The sequence below is a fragment of the Promicromonospora sp. Populi genome (genome assembly GCF_041081105.1).
Classification (GTDB): domain Bacteria; phylum Actinomycetota; class Actinomycetes; order Actinomycetales; family Cellulomonadaceae; genus Promicromonospora.
Window position 1 is genome coordinate 1,372,895 of sequence record NZ_CP163528.1, and the last position, 19,017, is coordinate 1,391,911.

Consider the following 19,017-nt stretch of genomic DNA (forward strand, 5'->3'; position numbering starts at 1 on the left):
TTGATGTGACGGACAACGGTCGGGGCGCGGCAGGCGCCGCGCCCCGACCTGAGCAGTTCACCCTAAGGCGTGATGCACCCTAGGTATGTCATCTTCGTTCTCCTACTCGGTGAACGTGATGACGTTGTAGACCTCGTCCTGCACCGGCGAGACCGGGTAACCCTGGACCTGCTCGGTGAACGCGAGCGACGGCACGGGGCTGGCCAGCGGCACACCCGGCAGGAAGTCCATCACTGCCTCGTTCGCAGCCTGGTACAGCGCCTCCTGGTCGGCGACCGGCGCGTAGCGGGCGTCGCTCAGGCTCTGGAAGAGGTCCGGGTCGTTGAAGCCCCACTCGGACGACTCGGCGCCGAAGAACGTGCCGATGAAGTTGTAGGTGTCGTTGTAGTCACCCGTCCAGCCCAGCAGGTGCAGCCCGTGGTTCGCGCTGCCCTGGATGGTGTCGAGGTAGGTGGGGCTCCACGGCTCCGGCGTTGCCGTCACCGTGATGCCGACCTCCTCCAGGTCGGCCGAGATGGCCTCGTAGATCGCCGCCGCGTCCGGCATGTACGGCCGCGAGACGTCGGTCGGGTAGTTGAACTCGAGCTCGAGGTTCTCCTGCCCGGCCTCGGCCAGGAGCTCACGCGCGAGGTCCTGGTCGTACTCGTACGTGGCGACGTCCTCGCTGTAGCCCGACACGATCGACGGGACGAACTGCGTGGCGACCTCGGTGCCCTCGGGGAGCGCGGCCTGGACCAGCGCCTCCTTGTCGATCGCGTGGGCGATCGCCTGGCGCACCAGCGGGTCGTCCAGCGGCGCCTGCGCCTGGTTCATGCCCAGGTACAGGATGTTGAAGGGCTCACGGTCCAGGATCTGGTAGCCGGCCGTCGCGAGTGCGTCGACGTCGGCGGGGGCGACCAGGTCGTAACCGTCGATGTCGCCGGCCTCGAGCGCCTGGCGGCGCGCGGTGGGCTCGGCGATCACCGTGAAGACGATCTCCTGGACGTCGCCGAACTCGCCCCAGTAGTCGTCGTACGCGCTGAGGTTGATCGACTCGCCGGTGTTCCACGACTCGAACGTGTACGGGCCGGTCCCGACCGGGTGCCCCATGGCGTACTCGGAGAGCTCGGGCGCGTCCTCGGCGCCACCGATCTCGTCAGCGCCGAACTCCTCCAGCGCCGTGGGCGACTGGATCGAGAACGACGGCAGCGAGAGCGCCGGCACGAGCTCGGGCAGCGGGCTCCGCAGCGTCACGACGGCCGTTGCGGCGTCGGAGGCCGCGCAGGACTCGTACTTGCCGTTCTCGCCCTGACCACCGAACACGTGCGTGTAGTAGTACGACAGCGACTCCGACGCGGCCAGGCCGGTCCAGCTGGCCCAGCGGTCGAAGTTGAAGCACACGGCCTCGGCGTCGAAGGGCGTGTCGTCGTGGAACGTGACGCCCTCCTTGAGGTGGAAGGTGTACTCCAGGCCGTCCTCGCTGATGTCCCAGCTCTCCGCGAGCAGCGGAGCGGGGTCGGCGGTGCCGGGCTCGACACCGACGAGGCCCTCGAAGATCTGGCGTGCGACCCGGAACGACTCGCCGTCACTGGCGAACGCCGGGTCGAGCGAGCCGGGGTCGGCGGAGGCGGCGAACACGAACGTGGTCTTGGCGTCCCCCCCACTACCCTCGGGGTCCCGCTCGCTCGCGACACAACCACTCAGCGCTACTGCGAGCGCGGTCACCAAGGTGACGCCGCCCGCGAGGCGCGTAGCGCGTCGACGCATGGCACTCTCCTTCCTCGGGCGCACCGGCGGGTCCCGGGTTCGGGCACGACGGCGCGCAGACGTTTGGGCTGACCTTAGGAGCCCTTTCGTTGCTTCCGTATTTCGCTCCTCCACTCGCAATCCAATCGTGACCCTTTCGTTACCGCCAGGACTGTGGTAAGTGGCGGGTAGTTCACCCAGCCGTGCGGGCGTGGATGATGGCTCCGTGAGCAACGACGAGCCCGTGTCCTTCGGCTACCGCGACCTGCCGGACGACGGCGGCGCGGCCCGCAGCTGGTGGGACGCCAACGCCGGCGAGTACCTCGACGAGCATCGGGACTTCCTCGGCGACGCCGGGTTCCGCTGGGGCCCGGAGGGGCTCACCGAGGCGGAGGCGGGCCTGCTGGGCGACGTCGCCGGGCGGGACGTCCTGGAGGTCGGGGCCGGAGCCGCGCACTGCTCGCGCTGGCTGGTCTCCCGCGGCGCCCGAGCGGTCGCCACCGACTACTCGGCGGGCATGCTGGCGGGCGCCACTCGCCTCGACGGCGCCACCGGCGTCGTCGTACCCCTGGTCCAGGCGGATGCGCGGGCGCTGCCGTTCGCGGACGGCTCGTTCGACATCGTCTTCACCTCGTTCGGCGCCCTCCCGTTCGTGCCCGACGCCGGTGCGGTGCACCGCGAGGTCGTCCGGGTGCTGCGCCCTGGCGGCCGCTGGGTGTTCTCGGTGACCCACCCCCTGCGGTGGGCGTTCCCGGACGACCCGACAACCCGCGGCCTGACGGCGACCCGCTCGTACTTCGACCGCCGCCCCTACGTGGAGGCCGACGCCGCGGGCCGCGTCCTGTACGCGGAGTACCACCGCACCGTCGGCGACCACGTGCGCGACATCGCCGCCGCGGGCCTGCGCCTGGTGGACCTGGTCGAACCGGAGTGGCCGGACTGGAACACCCAGACCTGGGGCGGCTGGGGCCCGGACCGCGGCCGCTACCTCCCGGGCACAGCAATATTCGTGACAACCCGCCCGGAGTAACGGCGAGACCTGGTGCCTGCGCCGATCAGTGGCCCGCCTCGTGCCAGGTCTGGCCCGTGCCTACCGAGACGTCCAGCGGGACGTTCAGCTCGAAGGCGGCGCCCATCTGGGTGCGCAGCACCTCCTCCGCCGCGGGCCGCTCCCCCGGCGAGACCTCGAGAACGAGCTCGTCGTGCACCTGCAGCAGGAGGCGCGAGGTGAGCCCCCGCGCGTCTAGCTCACGCTGCACACCGAGCATGGCGAGCTTGATGATGTCGGCGGCGCTCCCCTGGATCGGCGCGTTGAGCGCCATACGCTCGGCCATCTGGCGGCGCTGCCGGTTGTCGCTCGTGAGGTCGGGCAGGTAGCGGCGCCGGCCCAGGATGGTCGCGGTGTAACCCGTGGCGCGGGCCTCCTCGACCACACCCGCGAGGTAGTCGCGCACGCCCCCGAACCGCTCGAAGTAGTCGTCCATCAGGGTCTGCGCCTCGCTCGTGGCGATGTTCAGCTGCTGCGACAGGCCGAACGCGCTCAGGCCGTAGGCCAGGCCGTACGACATCGCCTTGATCTTGGAGCGCATCTCCGGCGTCACGTCGGCGGGCTCGACCTCGAACACCCGCGAGCCCACGTACCGGTGCAGGTCCTCCCCCGAGTTGAACGCTGCGATCAGGCCCTCGTCACCCGACAGGTGCGCCATGATCCGCATCTCGATCTGGCTGTAGTCGGCAGTCAGCAGCGACTCGAAGCCGGCACCGACCTGGAAGGCCCGCCGGATCTGCCGGCCGGCCTCCGTGCGGATCGGGATGTTCTGCAGGTTCGGGTCGGTCGAGCTCAGGCGGCCGGTGGCGGCGATGGTCTGCTGGAACGTCGTGTGGATGCGGCCGTCCGGGGCGACGGACTTGAGCAGCCCCTCCACCGTGACCCGCAGGCGCGACACGTCGCGGTGGGCCAGCAGGTGCGCGAGGAACGGGTGCTCCGTCTTGACGAACAGGTCCTGCAGGCTCGCCGCGTCGGTTGTGTACCCGGTCTTGATCTTCTTCGTCTTGGGCATGCCCAGCTGGTCGAACAGGACCTCCTGCAGCTGCTTGGGGCTGCCGAGGTTCACCTCGCGGTCGATCACGGCGTACGCGTCGGCGGCGGCGTCGGCCACCCCCTGCGCGAACTGCTTCTCCAGGCCGGTGAGGTACTCGGTATCGGCGGCGATGCCGGTGCGCTCCATCCGTGCCAGCACGGCCGACAGCGGCAGCTCGACGTCGTCCAGCAGGTGGGTGGCCCCGCGGTCGGCGAGCTCGCCCGCCAGGGCGGTCGCCAGCTCGGCGACGCCGTGGGCGCGCACCGCCTCGGCCTGCCCCTCGGACTCGCCCTCGAGCGAGAGGTCCAGGGCGCCCTGGGCGCCTTCGGGCTCCACGACCTTGAGCGGATGGCCGAGGTGGCGCACCGCGAGGTCCCCCAGGTCATAGCCCCGCTGGTCGGGGTAGCACAGGTAGGCCGCGAGCTCGGTGTCGAACACGACGCCGTTGAGGTCCAGGCCGCGCGCGGAGAGCATGTGGGCCGCCGCCTTGGCGCCGTGCAGGGTCTTGGGCGCCCCCGCGTCGGCCAGCCAGGCCGCGAGCGCCTTCTCGTCCTCGGGTCCGAGCTGCGTGAGATCGAGGTAGGCGGCCACGCCGTCGGGCTCCGCCACGGCCACGGCCCAGGCATCGCCGCCGCCGGGTACCGCCTTGCCGGCCACCTCCACGCCCACCTGCTCCGTCCGGGCCGCCAGCCAGTCGCCGAGTGAGCCGGGGATAACGTCGACCAGGTCGAGCTCGACCCCGGCCTCCGTCGGGACCTCCTCGTCGGCAACGCCCGCGGGGTCCACGGCGAGCAGGCGATCACGCAGCTGGCCGAACTGCAGGGTGTCGGAGACGAGGTGCACGGCCTCGCGGTCGAAGCCCTCCAGGGCGAGGTCGGCCACCCCGAGCGGCAGCTCGACGTCGGTCAGGAGCGCGTTGATCTCTCGGTTCAGCCGCACCTGCTCGAGGTGCTCGCGCAGGCTCTCGCCGGCCTTGCCCTTGACCTCGTCCGCGGCGTCGAGCAGCGCGGCGAGGCCGTCGTGCGCGGTGATCCACTTGGCGGCCGTCTTGGGCCCGACGCCGGGCACCCCCGGCAGGTTGTCGCTGGTCTCGCCCACGAGGGCCGCCAGGTCCGGGTAGCGCTCGGGCGGGACGCCGTACTTGGCCTCGACCGCTGCCGGGTCCATGCGGGCCAGCTCGGACACGCCCTTCTTCGGGTACAGCACCGTGACGTCGCGATTGACGAGCTGCAGCGTGTCGCGGTCGCCCGAGCACACCAGCACGTCCATACCGGCGGCACTGGCCTGCGTGGCGAGCGTGGCGAGGATGTCGTCCGCCTCGATGCCCGGGAGCTCGACCGACCGAACGCGCAGGGTGTCCAGCACCTCCTTGATGAGCGGCACCTGCCCCTTGAACGCGTCCGGCGTGGCGGCTCGCGTGCCCTTGTACTCGGGGAACCGCTCGGTGCGGAACGTCACCCGGCCCGCGTCGAACGCAACAGCCATGTGGGTCGGCTGCTCGTCCCGGAGCAGGTTCGTCAGCATCGACGTGAAGCCGTAGACGGCGTTGGTGATCTGTCCTGAGCTGGTCGCGAGGGTGTCGGGCAGCGCGTAGAACGCCCGATAGGCCATGGAATGGCCATCGATCAGCAGGAGACGGGGGCGGCCTGACGCAGGCTTGCCCGGAGTACGGCTTGGCACGGTGGAGGTCACGCCTGACAACATAGCCCGCATGACTGACACGAGCCCTTCCGCGACGCCCCCAGCAGCCGGCACGGAGACCAGCCCAGCGGCCACCCCGCCGGCCGTCACCGACTGGAAGGCCTTGTACGCCGGTGCGGAGACCACCGGCACGCTCTTCGAGCGGATGGAGATGGAGCTCCTGGAGCTCGCGCCGGACCGCGCGGTCGGGCGGCTCCCGGTGAAGGGCAACACGCAGCCGGCGGGGCTGCTGCACGGCGGGGCGTCGGTGGTGCTCGCCGAGACGCTCGGCTCGCTGGCCGCGCAGGCGCACGCTGGGCCGGGCAAGAAGACCGTGGGGATCGAGGTCAGCGCCACGCACCATCGCGGGGCCCGCGAGGGCTACGTCACGGGTACCGCGACGGCGGTCCACCTGGGCCGCACGACGGCGTCCTACGAGATAGTCATCGTCGACGATGCCGGCAAGCGCGTGTGCACGGCCCGCCTGACCTGCCTGATCCTGAGCTGACGCGCAGAGCTGACGCGCAGAGCCGAGGCTCAGCCGGCCTTCGCCGGGTGGCGGCGGGACGGCGCGCCGCCACCCACCGTGCGCATGTCGATGGGCCCGGACTCCATGACGGAGCGGGCGCGGCGGCGTCGGGCGATGAGGTCCTCGATACCGAGGCGAGCGGACCGGCGGCCGGCGGTCGCCGTGGCGTCGGCCGCGAGGCGGCGCTGCAGCGCGGCGACGGAGACCACGCGGTGGCCCGCGGCCGGGGCGAACCCGAGCCGGGCGAGGAAGCGCTGGACCCCGCGGTTGCCGGGTACCGGCGCGGAGTAGATGTCGTGGCACTCGTGCTGGGCGGCGAGGTCGGCGGCGGCGCGCAGCAGCGCGTGCCCGACGCCGTGGCGGCGCGCCCGCGGGGCGACGAACAGCATGTCGATGTACAGGCTCGCGTGCTGCGCGAACATGTACGCGGCCACCACCCGGCCGAGGATCACGCCGACGACCTGGCCGTCCAGCCGTGCGACCAGCACGTGGCCACCCGCCGAGAGGAGGACGCTGAGGTGCTCCAGCAGCCGGTCGGCCTCCTGGGCCCCGAGCTGTGCCCCGGTGGGCGAGTCGTCACGTGCCTCGGTGGCCAGCGCGGCGACGGCCGGCAGGTCGTCCTCGCGTGCGAGATGAATGTCGGACACTGTACGCACGCTCATCTCCTCCCGGGTTCCTTTGGGCACGGACGCGAGGTCCGGTTCCGCGCAGACACTAGTCCTGACCGGGCCCACAGAAAACCGGCTCACCCCTTTTTCACCCGCTCTAGGGCCGCCAGGCGTCAGACGCCTTCGCGGCCCCTGATCAGGCGCCGACCTGCTCGATGACGGCGTCGGCGACCTCGCGCATGGTCAGGCGGCGGTCCATCGACGTCTTCTGGATCCAGCGGAACGACTCCGGCTCCGACAGGCCCATCTTCGTCATCAGGAGGCCCTTGGCGCGGTCCACGCGCTTGCGGGTCTCGAAGCGCTCGGTGAGGTCGGCGACCTCGGCCTCCAGCGCGCCGATCTGCGAGTACCGGGAGATGGCGATCTCCACGGCGGGCAGCAGGTCGGCCGGGGTGAAGGGCTTGACGACGTACGCCATCGCGCCGGCGTCACGCGCCCGCTCGACGAGTTCGGTCTGCGAGAACGCCGTGAGCAGCACCACGGGCGCGGCGTGGGCCTTGCCGATGCGCTCGGCGGCGGAGATGCCGTCCAGCTCGGGCATCTTGACGTCCATCACGACGACGTCGGGCTTCAGCTCGATCGCCAGGTTGACGGCGGTCTCGCCGTCGCCGGCCTCGCCCACCACGTCGAAGCCCGCCTCGCGCAGGGTCTCCACCACGTCCATGCGGATGAGCGCCTCGTCCTCCACCACGATCGCGGTGCGGCGGGGGTTGGCAGGAGCGGCCGCCGGCTCGGCGTCGACCAGCGGGGGCAGATCCAGGGAAAGCTTCTCGGTGTTCTCGTCGGTCACGGGGTACATCCTACGATGCGCGGACCCGGGCTTGGGGCCTGGACCTGGGGTGTGGTTCGATGTCCGCCGGGACATGTTTTATGTCCAGCAGGCCGGGTTGGCGGAACAGGCAGACGCGGCGCTCTCAAAAAGCGCTGTCCGAGAGGACATGTGGGTTCGAGTCCCACACCCGGCACACATCCACAGGCCTCCAGGCCCAGCAAGGGCTCAGCGCACGGAGCGCAGGACTATCTCGTCGAACGCCCGGTCCGGAAGCGTGCGGCCGAGCTGCAGCAGGTCCTCCGCCATGAGGCCGACGGCGTAGCGCGTCTCCGGCCGGTCTGCCTCGATCGCCTTCCGGATCACCTCCGCGACCACGCTGCCCTCCGAACCCTGCTGGTCCGGACCGGACCCGGTGCGGGCCGCCATGGCGTTGGCCATGTGCCGGTAGGCGCCGTCGCCGGAGAACTCCCGGAGCTGGTCGGCGGCGTGCTCGCCGAACTCGGTCTTGATGATGCCGGGCTGGATGATCACCACGTCGATCCCGAACTCCCCGGCCTCCATGCGGAGCGTGTCGGAGAGCGCCTCGAGCGCGTGCTTTGCCGCGTAGTACCAGGCGCCGAGCGGCATCGCGATCTCGCCGGCGACGGAGGACACGTTGACGATCGTGCCGGACCCCTGCGCCCGCATGTGCGGCAGCACGAGCTGGGCCAGCCTGGCGGGCGCGAGCAGGTTCAGGTCGAGGTACTCGCGGGCCGTGCCGATCGGCACGTCCTCCACGGCTCCGTGCAGGACCGTCCCCGCGTTGTTGACCAGCACGTCGATCCGCCCCTGCTCCGCGATCACCGTCTCGACCACCCGGTCCAGGTCCGCGGGCTCGCGCAGGTCCGTCGGGACCACGTGCCCGCCCGCGGCCCGGAGCGCGTCCATCCGCCCGACGCGCCGCGCGGCGCCGTACACGACGTAGCCCGCGGCCAGCAGGTCGAGCGCGGTCGCCAGCCCGATCCCGGACGAGGCTCCCGTGACAAGACACACCTTCATCGCGCAGACCTTTCGAGCAGGGGGTTCGTGGACGGACCGTATCGCACGACCTCCAGGCCGAACTCCGCCAGGATCTCGGGCAGGAGCCGCACCACGTCGCGGTCCTTGTCCCGGTTCGCCTCGGACAGGTCCGCCCACGGCACGCCGATCATCGGGTGCACCCGGTTCTTGTCGTCCCGCACCGGTCCCGCCCGCCAGCCCTGCGCCACACGCACCGACTCCCACAGGTCGTGCTCCGCCTCGGCCAGCTTGTCCAGCTCGGCGCCCTCGAACACCACCTCCGGGGCCCCGTCGCGCGGCGCGATGGTCGCACCCATCCGCGCCAGGCGAGCGGGCAGGCCCACCACCCAGCCCCGGTTGGACGCCCGCAGGTCCTCGGACAGGTCCTCCCAGCGCACCATGGCGGGCACCTCGCCCCAGGCGACGCCCCGCTCCAGCTGGTTGCGCAGGTACACGTGATGCACGGACCGCGCGATCCGCTCGTACATGTCGTCGTGCGCGCGGGCCTCCGCGCGCTCGACGTCGGCGAGCAGGCCGCGCACGGTCACGGTCCGCAGCCGCCCGTCGAGGTTGTCGAGCACCCGCGAGGCCTCGGTGCCGAAGGCACCGGTCAGCCCCGCCAGGCCGTCGAGCAGCAGCACGAGCGACCCGGGGCCGCCGTGCCACAGCTTCGTAGCGGTGAGCGCGACCCGCAGGGATGCCCCCTCGTCGGCGTGGCACACGTACACGGTGTCCGGCGCCGCGGCGCCCCCACGCCCGGGCTCCGGCGCGACCCGCAGCTCGATCTTCTCGGCGACCGGCGACCACCGGGCGCGCAGCTCCGCGACCACCTCGACGGCGTCGTCGGCCAGCAGGTCGACCACCAGCCGCACGCGGTCGCCGGCGAGCTCCCACTCGCGCGCCAGGCCCACCACCAGCGCCTTGGCGAACTCGCCCGAACCGATCACCAGCACGTGCGTCGCCGTGGCGGGCCCGCCCGGGCCGTCCAGGATCCGCCGCACCTCGCGCACCGCGAGCGCCTGGGCGGCGATCACGTCGAGCGTGAAGAAGTCGACGCCCGGCTCGGCGCAGCTGAGGTGCCGCGCCTGGAGCGCTATGCCGAGGTCGGGGTCGCTGACGTGGGCGTACAGCCGCTCGGGGCCCTTGCCCGCGCGGCGCACGATGTTCTCCGCCTCGGCCACGGTCAGCACGTTGGCGGTTGCGTCGGTGGTGTCGTCGCCGCACGCGTACAGCACGGTCGCGCCGGTGAGGCCGACGGCGGGCAGGCCCTCGGCGTCCGCGGCGCGCAGGACCCGGTGGCCGGCCTCCTGCAGCGCGGCCGTGACGGTGTCCGCGGCGCCGGTCTGTCCGACGACGATGGCGTGCCCCCGGGCGCGCCGGTCCCTGAACCGGCGGATCTCGCCGGTGAACAGGGCGCGTGCCGCCTCGAACAGCGCGTAGACGGCAGTGCCCGGTGCGAGGAACCGCGCGACCTGAAGCTGCCAGGAGAGCGGGCCGCCGCCGCTGGCCGGGTCGGCGCCCATCACGAAGAGCTGCAGGTCGTGGTAGACGACGTCGTACCAGGTGCGGCCCGGGACGTGCGTGGTGTCGAGCGTGAGGCCCCACCACCCGAGGCCGAGCGAGACCACTACCAGGACGGCGAACCCGAGGCGGGTCCAGGGAAAGGAGGCGCGAGACACGAGAAGGAACAATAGCGACATCTACCCCAGCGCCTCGTCGCCCGGCCAAGGTCCGGGACACGAGAAGGCCCGGACTCCCGCAAGGGGGTCCGGACCCGTTCGTGCGGCCGGCGCTGCCGGCCGTCCACTTCAGTTGGTGCTGTACCCGTCGACGTGCGAACCGATGCGGTGCACCAGGATCGAGTTCGTGGTGCCCGGCACGCCGACCGGCGCACCCGAGACCACAACCACCAGGTCGCCCTTCTCGGCGAGGCCCTGCTTCTGCAGGGTCAGGTCCACCTGGTCGACCATCGCGTCGACGTTGTCGACCTTCGGCACCAGGTACTCGGTGGTACCCCAGGTCAGGGCGAGCGTGTTGGCGACGTCCTGCTCCGGCGTGAAGGCGAGCAGCGGGATGGACGAGCGCAGGCGGGACATCCGGCGGGCGGAGTCACCGGACTGCGTGAACGTGACGAGGTACTTGACCCCGAGCGTCTCGCCGATCTCGGCCGCGGCGCGGGTGATGGCGCCACCGCGGGTGTGCGGGGTCGAGCCGAGCGGCGCGATGCGCTCCCGGCCTGCCTCCTCCGTGGCCTCGATGATCCGGGCCATGGTCTCCACGGTGAGGATCGGGTAGTCGCCCACCGAGGTCTCACCGGACAGCATCACGGCGTCGGCGCCGTCGAGCACCGCGTTGGCGCAGTCCGACGCCTCGGCGCGGGTCGGCGTGGGCGACGTCGTCATCGACTCGAGCACCTGCGTGGCGACGATGACCGGCTTGGCGTTACGCCGCGCCATCTCGACGATGCGCTTCTGCACGAGCGGCACCTGCTCCAGCGGCATCTCGACCGCGAGGTCGCCACGCGCCACCATGACGCCGTCGAACGCCGCGATGATCTCGCTGAGGTTCTCCACCGCCTGCGGCTTCTCGATCTTGGCGATGACGGGGACCGTGCGGCCCTCCTCCTCCATCACGCGGCGGACGTCCTCGTAGTCCTTGGCGGACCGCACGAACGACAGCGCGATGAAGTCGGTGCCGAGCTGGAGCGCCCAGCGCAGGTCGGCCTCGTCCTTGTCGGACAGGGCAGGCACGGAGACCGCGACGCCGGGCAGGTTGATGCCCTTGTTGTTCGAGACGGGCCCGGGGACCTCGACCTCGGTGATGACACGCGGCCCCTCGACGGCGGTGACGCGCACGCGCACCTTGCCGTCGTCGATCAGCAGCGGGTCGCCGACCTTGGCGTCGTTCGGCAGCCCCTTGTGGGTCGTCGAGACGATCTCCCGCGTACCGTCGATGTCCTCGGTGGTGATGATGAACGTGTCACCCTTGTTCAGGAAGTGCTTCTCGTCCCCCGCGAACCGGCCGAGCCGGATCTTGGGGCCCTGCAGGTCGACCAGGATGGCGACCGACTTGCCCGCCTCCTTGGCGGCCTCTCGCACGTTGCGGTAGACGGCCGCGTGCGCCTCCTGCTCGCCGTGGCTGCGGTTGATCCGCGCCACGTTCATGCCGGCGTCTACGAGCTCCCGAAGTTTTTCGGGGCTCTCTGTGGCGGGTCCGATGGTGCACACGATCTTGGCTCTGCGCATGTCTCCAGCCTAGGCACGTTGGGCGCGGTGGCGCCCTGTGGGGGTGTACAACTCCCGGTGAAGTTCTCGGGTCACGATCGCAGAGCGAACGTGCGCGGACGCACCGGGGCGGGCAGCTCGGTGCTGCCCTGCAGGTAGGTGTCGGCCGCGGCAGCCGCGGCGCGGCCCTCCGCGATGGCCCACACGATGAGGGACTGTCCGCGGCCGGCATCGCCGGCGACGAACACGCCCGGCAGGCTTGCAGCGTAGTCCTCGCCGCGGGCCACCAGGCCACGCTCGGTGATCTCGATGCCGGTCTGCTCCTCCAGCACCCCGGTCTCGGGACCGGTGAAGCCCATGGCCACGAGCACGAGGTCCGCGGGGATCTCGTGCTCCGTGCCCGGGGTCGCGGCACGACGGCCGTCGGGCAGGTACTGGGTCTCGGCGACCCGGAGGGCCCGGACGTTGCCGTCGGCGTCCGGCAGGAACTCGACCGTTGAGGCCAGGTACGTGCGCTCGCCGCCCTCCTCGTGCGAGGTCGAGACCTCGAACAGGATCGGGTCGGTGGGCCAGGGCTGGTTCGCCGCGCGCTCGACCGGCGGCTTCTTGCCGATCGCCAGCGTGGTGACGCTCGCGGCGCCCTGGCGCAGCGCGGTGCCGAGGCAGTCCGAGCCGGTGTCGCCGCCGCCAATGATGACCACGTGCTTGCCGGCCGCCGACGGCGCCCCCTCCGGGAGCACCTCCGGGGTGCCCGCCTCGGCCGCGTGGTTGGCGGGGGTCAGGTAGTCCATCGCGAAGTGGATGCCGGCCAGGTCCCGCCCGGGCAGGGGCAGGTCGCGCGGCACGGTGGCGCCGGTGGCGACGACGACGGCGTCGAACCGGCGACGCAGGGCGTCCCAGCTCATGTCCTCGCCGATCGTGACACCCGCGCGGAAGCGCGTCCCCTCGGCCTCCATCTGCGCCAGGCGGCGGTCGATGTGGTGCTTCTCGAGCTTGAAGTCGGGGATGCCGTAGCGCAGCAGGCCGCCGATGGCGGGGTCCCGCTCGTAGACGACGACGGTGTGCCCGGCGCGTGTCAGCTGCTGCGCCGCGGCAAGGCCCGCGGGGCCCGAGCCGACGACGGCGACCGTGGAGCCCGTCAGGCGCTCCGGCACGTGCGGCGTGACCAGGCCGCGGGCGAACGCCTCGTCGATGATGGAGACCTCGACGTTCTTGATCGTCACCGCGGGCTGGTTGATGCTCAGCACGCAGGACGACTCGCAGGGCGCCGGGCACACCCGCCCGGTGAACTCCGGGAAGTTGTTCGTCGCGTGCAGGCGGTCGATGGCGTCGCCCCACTGCCCGCGCCAGACCAGGTCGTTCCAGTCCGGGATCAGGTTGCCCAGCGGGCAGCCCTGGTGGCAGAACGGCACGCCGCAGTCCATGCAGCGGCCCGCCTGCTCCTTCAGGAACGGCTGGCCCTCCGCGCGGTGCGCGTGGGTGTCCTTCCAGTCCCGCAGACGCACCTCGACGGGCCGGTTCGGCGGGAGCTCCCGCTCGGTGACCTTGAGAAATCCTCTGGGGTCAGCCACGTGCCACCTCCATGATCTGGTTCCACACCGACGGGTCCCACTGGGTCCGGCCCGAGAGGTCGGCGCCGCCGGCCTCCGCCTCGGCCAGGGCCAGGCGCACACGCGCCCAGCCGGGCGGCAGCAAGCGGCTGAACCGGCCGCGGGCCGCAGCGGGGTCGGCCAGCAGCTCGGCCGCCACCGCCGAGCCCGTCTCGGCGTGGTGCCGCTCCAGCAGGCTGCGCACGGTCGCCCAGTCGGCGTCGTCCAGGACGCCGATGGCGAGCTCGCCCGACTCCAGCGCCGCCTGGTTGACGCGCGAGACCCGCAGGTCCAGGAAGTACGCGGTGCCGCCGGACATGCCGGCGCCGACGTTGCGGCCCGTGGGGCCGAGCACCAGCACGGTGCCGCCCGTCATGTACTCGCAGGCGTGGTCGCCCACGCCCTCCGACACGAGGGTGGCGCCGGAGTTGCGCACGCCGAACCGCTCCCCCACGCGTCCGCGCAGGTAGACCTCGCCGGACGTGGCGCCGTAGCCGATGACGTTGCCCGCGATGACGTTGCCGCCGTCGAGCACCGCCGCCCGGTCGGGGCGCACCGCTATGCGGCCGCCGGACAGACCCTTGCCGACGTAGTCGTTCGCGTCGCCGAACAGGCGCAGCGTGATCCCGCGCGGCAGGAACGCGCCGAGCGACTGGCCGGCCGAGCCTGTGAGGGTCACGTCGATCGTGTCGTCGGGCAGGCCCGCGCCGCGGTACCGCTTGGTCACCTCGTGGCCGAGCATCGTGCCGACGGTGCGGTTCACGTTCCGCACGGGCAGCTCGATCCGGACGGGCTCGGCGCGCTCCAGCGCCGGCGCGGCCGCCTTGATGAGCTGGTTGTCCAGCGCCCGGGCCAGGCCGTGGTCCTGGGCCTGGGTGTGGCGCAGGGAGGAGCCCTCCTTGAGCTGCGGCCGGGCGAGCACGGGGGTCAGGTCGAGCCCCTGCGCCTTCCAGTGGTCCACGGCGCGCCGCGTGTCGAGCACCTGCACCTGGCCCACCGCCTCCTCCAGGCTGCGGAAGCCCAGCGCCGCGAGGTGCTCGCGCACCTCCTGGGCGATGAACTCGAAGAAGTTCACGACGAACTCCGGCTTGCCGGTGAACCGGCTGCGCAGCTCGGGGTTCTGCGTGGCGACGCCGACCGGACAGGTGTCCAGGTGACAGACCCGCATCATGACGCAGCCCGAGACGACCATCGGCGCCGTCGCGAAGCCGAACTCCTCGGCCCCGAGCAGCGCCGCGACGATCACGTCGCGGCCGGTCTTCATCTGCCCGTCGACCTGCACCACGATCCGGTCGCGCAGGTCGTTGAGCACGAGCGTCTGCTGGGTCTCGGCCAGGCCGATCTCCCAGGGGGTGCCGGCGTGCTTGAGCGAGGTGAGCGGAGAGGCGCCCGTACCGCCGTCGTGCCCCGAGATGAGGACGACGTCCGCGTGCGCCTTGGACACGCCTGTGGCCACAGTGCCGACGCCGAACTCGCTGACCAGCTTCACGTGGACGCGCGCCGCCGGGTTGGCGTTCTTCGCGTCGTGGATGAGCTGGGCCAGGTCCTCGATCGAGTAGATGTCGTGGTGCGGCGGCGGCGAGATGAGCCCGACGCCCGGCGTCGAGTGCCGCGTGCGCGCCACCCACGGGTACACCTTGTTGCCGGGCAGCTGGCCGCCCTCGCCGGGCTTGGCGCCCTGGGCGAGCTTGAGCTGGATGTCGGTGGCCTGCGTCAGGTACTCCGAGGTGACGCCGAACCGGCCCGACGCGATCTGCTTGACGCGTGAGCGGCGCTCGTCGTCGTACAGGCGCTCTGGGTCCTCGCCGCCCTCGCCCGTGTTGGACCGGCCGCCGAGGCGGTTCATCGCTATCGCGAGGGTCTCGTGCGCCTCCGCAGAGATTGACCCGTAGGACATGGCGCCCGTGTTGAACAGCTTGACGATCTCGCTGACCGGCTGGACCTCGTCGATCGGCACGGGCTCGCGGTCCGGGCTGAAACGCAGCAGGCCGCGCAGCGTCATCAGGCGGTTGGACTGCTCGTCCACGCGCCGCGTGTACTGCCGGAAGACGTCCATCCGGCCGGACCGGGTGGCGTGCTGCAGGCGGAACACGGTCTCGGGGTCGAACAGGTGCTCCTCGCCGTCGCGCCGCCACTGGTACTCACCGCCGGTGGTCAGTCGCTCGCCCGGCTTCTTGTTGCCCGACGGCGGGTACGCCTCCGCGTGCCGGGCCGCGACCTCGGCCGCGATGACGTCCAGGCCGATGCCGCCGAGCCGGGAGGTGGTGCCGGTGAAGTAGTCCTCGACGAGGTCGTGGGATAGGCCGATGGCCTCGAAGATCTGGGCGCCGCGGTAGGACATGATCGTGGAGATGCCCATCTTGGACATCACCTTGAGCACACCCTTGCCGAGCCCCTTGATGAGGTTGGCGACCGCCTTCTCGGGCGTGACGTCCAGGTACCCGCGGCGGGCGAGGTCCTCGACCGTCTCCATCGCGAGGTACGGGTTTACCGCTGCCGCGCCGTAGCCGATCAGCAGCGCGACGTGGTGCACCTCGCGCACGTCGCCCGCCTCGACCACCAGGGAGACCCGGTTGCGGGTGTGGTTGCGCACCAGGTGGTGGTGCACGGCGCTGGTCAGGAGCAGCGACGGGATCGGGGCCAGCTCGGAGTTGGCGTCCCGGTCGGAGAGCACGAGGAAGCTCGCCCCCTCCTCGACGTACCGGTCGACGTCGGCGAAGATCGCCTCGAGGCGGGACAGCAGCGCGGCGCCACCCCCGGAGACGTCGTACAGGCCCTGGATGGTCTCGGCCTGGAACAGGCCCTCCAGCTCCCGGTCGCGCTCGACGTGCACAACCTTGGCGAGCTGGTCGTTGTCCAGCACCGGGAAGCCGAGCACCAGCTTGCGCGCGTGCTCGGGCAGGTCGGCGAGCAGGTTCGGCTCCGGCCCGATGGCGCTGCCGATGGCGGTGACCAGCTCCTCGCGGATCGCGTCCAGCGGCGGGTTGGTGACCTGCGCGAACATCTGCGTGAAGTAGTCGAACAGGAGCCGCGGGCGCTGCGAGAGCACCGCCACGGGTGTGTCGGAGCCCATGGCGCCGAGCGGCTCGCCGCCGGTGGTCGCCATGGGCGACAGGATGATCTTGAGCTCTTCCTCGGTGTACCCGAACGCACGCTGCCGACGACGGACCGACGCCGGGCTGTGCGCCACGTGCTCGCGGTCCGGCAGGTCCTCCAGGCGGACCGAGTGCTCGCGGATCCAGTCCCCGTACGGGTGCATCGCCGCCAGGCCCGACTTGATCTCCTCGTCGTCGACGATCCGGCCCGAGCCGGTGTCCACCAGGAACATCTTGCCGGGCTCCAGGCGGCCCTTGCGGACCACGGTGGCGGGGTCGAGGTCGAGCACGCCGGCCTCGGAGGCCAGCACGACGAGCCCGTCCTCGGTGACCCACCAGCGGCCGGGGCGCAGGCCGTTGCGGTCGAGCACGGCGCCGATCAGGGTGCCGTCGGTGAACGTGAGGGAGGCCGGGCCGTCCCAGGGCTCGATGAGGTTCGCGTTGTACTCGTAGAACGCCCGCAGCGCGGGGTCCATGCCCGGGTTGTTCTCCCAAGCCTCCGGCACCATCATCAGCACGGAGTGCGGCAGGGACCGCCCCGACAGGTGCAGCAGCTCCAGCACCTCGTCGAAGCTCGCCGAGTCGCTCGCGCCGGGCGAGCAGACGGGCTGCAGCGCCTTGAGATCACCGAGCAGGTCGGACTCCATGGTGCCCTCGCGCGCCGCCACCCAGTTGCGGTTGCCGCGCACGGTGTTGATCTCGCCGTTGTGGGCCAGCAGCCGGAACGGCTGGGCCAGGGGCCACGACGGGAACGTGTTGGTGGAGAACCGCGAGTGGACCAGCGCGAGCTCCGTGGCGTACCGCGGGTCCGACAGGTCGGGGAAGAACGGCTCCAGCTGCGCGGTGGTCAGCATGCCCTTGTACGTCAGGGTCCGGGCGCTGAGCGACGCGAAGTACAGGCCGATCTCGTTCTCCGCGCGCTTGCGCAGGCGGTACGTACGCCGGTCCAGGTCGATCCCGGACAGCCCGCGCGACGGGTCCGCGACCACTATCTGACGGAACACCGGCATGGAGGCGCGCGCCGTCGGGCCCACGATCCCGGCGTCCACCGGGACGTCGCGCCACGCCAGCACGTCGAGCTTCTCCTCGACGGCCAGCGCCTCGACGCGGCGCACGACGGCGGCCCGCTCGGCGTCGTCGGTCGGCAGGAACGCCGTACCGATCGCGTACATGCCTGCGGGCGGCAGGTCGACGCCCACCACGTCGCGGACGAACGCGTCTGGGATCTGCGTCAGGATGCCGGCGCCGTCGCCGCTGTCCTCCTCAGCCCCCACCGCGCCGCGGTGGTCCAGGTTCAGCAGGGCGGTAAGCCCGGCATCGACGATGTCGCGCCCGGGCGTGCCGCGCAGGGTCGCCACGAAGGCGACACCGCACGCGTCATGCTCGGCCGCCGGGTCGTACAAGCCCTGTGCGGGCATCCCCACCTGTTGTGTCGGCAACGGCTTGGTCATGGGTCCTCACAGGCACCCGGCCGCAGCCGAGCGCAGATCCTTGCGGTGGTCCGGGACGACGGCGGCCCGGTCGGTCAGGGGCTCGTCGTCCGGTGGTCCCGGCGGTCGTGCCCCTCAGGTGCGCGCGGAGGTGTCCGCGTCGGACTCCTCCACTGCTGCTGTCTTGCCTTCCTCCGGCTCGGCAGCTGCCTCGTCGGTCTCTTCACCTTCTGCTGGGTCAGGCTCCGGCCCGGCCTCACCTACGGCCGGCGGATGATCCTCCGTTGGCCTGGGCCGCACCGACTCCTCCCGGGTGGGGAACCTGCGAGCCAGCACTATCGAGACCACCAGAGCTGCCAGTCCCAGGAGGACCGAGGTCCAGACGTTGAGGCGGAGCCCCAGCACCTGTTCCGCATCGTCGATGCGAAGCATCTCGATCCAGACCCGTCCGAGAGTGTAGAACAGGACGTACGCCCAGAATACCCGCCCATGACCCAACTTGAACCGACGGTCTAGATAGAGCAGAACTCCGGCCATCACCAGGTTCCACAGGAGTTCATACAGGAAGGTCGGGTGGAAGAGGGTGCCCTCCGGGTACGCCACGCCGGTGGCGGGGTTCGCGACCAGGTACTCGGCGTCGATCCGCAGGCCCCAGGGCAGCTCGGTGGGCTGCCCGTACAGCTCCTGGTTGAACCAGTTGCCTCAGCCGGCCCACGGCCTGCGCGACCAGCAAGCCGGGCGCCACGGCGTCGGCGAAGGACGAGAAGCGAACCCCCTGGCGGCGGCAGCCGATCCACGCGCCGACGGCGCCGAGCGCCACCGCGCCCCAGATGCCGAGGCCACCCTCCCAGACGTAGAGCGCCGCGACGGGATCGCCTCCGCCCGAGAAGTTCTCGCCGAAGTACCGGTCGGGCGACGAGAGCACGTGGTAGATCCGGCCGCCGACGATGCCGAACGGCACCGCCCAGAAGGCGATCTCCAGCACGTCGTCGGGGTTGCCCCCGCGCGCCTTCCACCGCCGCGCGGTCATCCAGAGCGCGATGACGATGCCAGCGAGGATCGCGAGCGCGTACGCGCGCAGCGGGAAGATCCCGAGGTACCAGGTGTGCTCGGGCGGGCTGGGGATCTCGGTGGCCAGAGCGGCCGGCAACACAGCGGACAGCTCAGCGGGCACGGAGGCCTGCAG

The 19,017-nt window shown here is 71.6% G+C and carries 11 protein-coding genes, 1 tRNA gene and 1 pseudogene; 3 read left to right on the forward strand and 10 right to left on the reverse strand.

What is annotated here, in order from left to right; genetic code table 11:
* Positions 1 to 102: 102 nt before the first annotated feature.
* A complete protein-coding gene (locus AB1046_RS06085; RefSeq protein WP_369373388.1) occupies positions 103 to 1,746 on the reverse strand; it encodes an ABC transporter substrate-binding protein in 1,644 nt (547 codons plus the stop codon).
* A 205-nt stretch (positions 1,747 to 1,951) separates the two neighbouring features.
* On the opposite strand from AB1046_RS06085, the gene AB1046_RS06090 reads away from it, so the two are divergent.
* Entirely contained in the window at positions 1,952 to 2,755 is an 804-nt protein-coding gene (locus tag AB1046_RS06090) for a class I SAM-dependent methyltransferase (protein WP_369373390.1), read from the forward strand.
* Positions 2,756 to 2,780: 25 nt separating this feature from the next.
* Here the strand turns inward: AB1046_RS06090 and polA are convergent, their stop codons facing one another.
* Positions 2,781 to 5,510, reverse strand: a complete 2,730-nt coding sequence (polA, locus tag AB1046_RS06095; protein ID WP_369375592.1) for a DNA polymerase I — start codon at positions 5,508 to 5,510, stop codon at positions 2,781 to 2,783.
* A 142-nt stretch (positions 5,511 to 5,652) separates the two neighbouring features.
* On the opposite strand from polA, the gene AB1046_RS06100 reads away from it, so the two are divergent.
* Positions 5,653 to 5,994, forward strand: a complete 342-nt coding sequence (locus AB1046_RS06100) for a hotdog fold thioesterase (protein WP_369375594.1) — start codon at positions 5,653 to 5,655, stop codon at positions 5,992 to 5,994.
* 29 nt (positions 5,995 to 6,023) lie between these two features.
* Here AB1046_RS06100 and AB1046_RS06105 read toward each other — a convergent pair whose 3' ends face one another.
* Both AB1046_RS06105 and AB1046_RS06110 read right to left on the reverse strand, forming a co-directional pair.
* Positions 6,024 to 6,677, reverse strand: coding sequence for an N-acetyltransferase family protein (locus tag AB1046_RS06105; RefSeq protein ID WP_369373392.1), 654 nt, complete (start codon positions 6,675 to 6,677; stop codon positions 6,024 to 6,026).
* 142 nt (positions 6,678 to 6,819) lie between these two features.
* The gene (locus AB1046_RS06110) at positions 6,820 to 7,482 is read right to left on the reverse strand and encodes an ANTAR domain-containing response regulator (RefSeq protein ID WP_369373394.1); all 663 of its coding nucleotides are present in this window, start codon (positions 7,480 to 7,482) and stop codon (positions 6,820 to 6,822) included.
* Positions 7,483 to 7,564: 82 nt separating this feature from the next.
* Between AB1046_RS06110 and AB1046_RS06115 the strand changes: the two genes are divergently transcribed.
* Positions 7,565 to 7,648, forward strand: a tRNA-Leu gene (locus AB1046_RS06115).
* A gap of 32 nt (positions 7,649 to 7,680) precedes the next feature.
* On the opposite strand, the gene AB1046_RS06120 is transcribed toward AB1046_RS06115, so the two are convergent.
* From AB1046_RS06120 to lgt, 6 genes and pseudogenes are all read right to left on the reverse strand, one after another.
* Positions 7,681 to 8,493: an oxidoreductase gene (locus AB1046_RS06120; protein ID WP_369373399.1), complete on the reverse strand. Its 813-nt coding sequence runs from the start codon at positions 8,491 to 8,493 to the stop codon at positions 7,681 to 7,683.
* Positions 8,490 to 10,172 carry a RyR domain-containing protein gene (locus tag AB1046_RS06125; RefSeq protein ID WP_369373401.1) on the reverse strand — a complete coding sequence of 561 codons (1,683 nt, stop codon included), beginning with the start codon at positions 10,170 to 10,172 and terminating at the stop codon, positions 8,490 to 8,492. Before AB1046_RS06125 ends, AB1046_RS06120 begins: the two co-directional genes overlap by 4 nt.
* Positions 10,173 to 10,301: 129 nt before the next feature.
* A complete protein-coding gene (gene pyk / locus AB1046_RS06130) occupies positions 10,302 to 11,738 on the reverse strand; it encodes a pyruvate kinase (RefSeq protein WP_369373403.1) in 1,437 nt (478 codons plus the stop codon).
* A gap of 71 nt (positions 11,739 to 11,809) precedes the next feature.
* Positions 11,810 to 13,288, reverse strand: coding sequence for a glutamate synthase subunit beta (locus AB1046_RS06135; protein ID WP_369373406.1), 1,479 nt, complete (start codon positions 13,286 to 13,288; stop codon positions 11,810 to 11,812).
* Positions 13,281 to 17,852: a glutamate synthase large subunit gene (gene gltB, locus AB1046_RS06140; RefSeq protein ID WP_369373408.1), complete on the reverse strand. Its 4,572-nt coding sequence runs from the start codon at positions 17,850 to 17,852 to the stop codon at positions 13,281 to 13,283. The genes AB1046_RS06135 and gltB overlap by 8 nt, the downstream gene beginning before the upstream one ends.
* A gap of 114 nt (positions 17,853 to 17,966) precedes the next feature.
* Positions 17,967 to 18,993, reverse strand: a pseudogene (gene lgt, locus AB1046_RS06145) (prolipoprotein diacylglyceryl transferase).
* Positions 18,994 to 19,017: the final 24 nt, after the last annotated feature.

Excerpts from the sequence above, each read along its gene's own strand:
- AB1046_RS06085 (WP_369373388.1), bottom strand. The coding sequence starts at position 1,746 with ATGCGTCGACGCGCTACGCGCCTCGCGGGCGGCGTCACCTTGGTGACC.
- polA (WP_369375592.1), bottom strand. The coding sequence starts at position 5,510 with ATGTTGTCAGGCGTGACCTCCACCGTGCCAAGCCGTACTCCGGGCAAG.
- AB1046_RS06100 (WP_369375594.1), top strand. The coding sequence starts at position 5,653 with ATGGAGATGGAGCTCCTGGAGCTCGCGCCGGACCGCGCGGTCGGGCGG.
- AB1046_RS06105 (WP_369373392.1), bottom strand. The coding sequence starts at position 6,677 with ATGAGCGTGCGTACAGTGTCCGACATTCATCTCGCACGCGAGGACGAC.
- AB1046_RS06110 (WP_369373394.1), bottom strand. The coding sequence starts at position 7,482 with ATGTACCCCGTGACCGACGAGAACACCGAGAAGCTTTCCCTGGATCTG.
- AB1046_RS06120 (WP_369373399.1), bottom strand. The coding sequence starts at position 8,493 with ATGAAGGTGTGTCTTGTCACGGGAGCCTCGTCCGGGATCGGGCTGGCG.
- pyk (WP_369373403.1), bottom strand. The coding sequence starts at position 11,738 with ATGCGCAGAGCCAAGATCGTGTGCACCATCGGACCCGCCACAGAGAGC.
- gltB (WP_369373408.1), bottom strand. The coding sequence starts at position 17,852 with ATGACCAAGCCGTTGCCGACACAACAGGTGGGGATGCCCGCACAGGGC.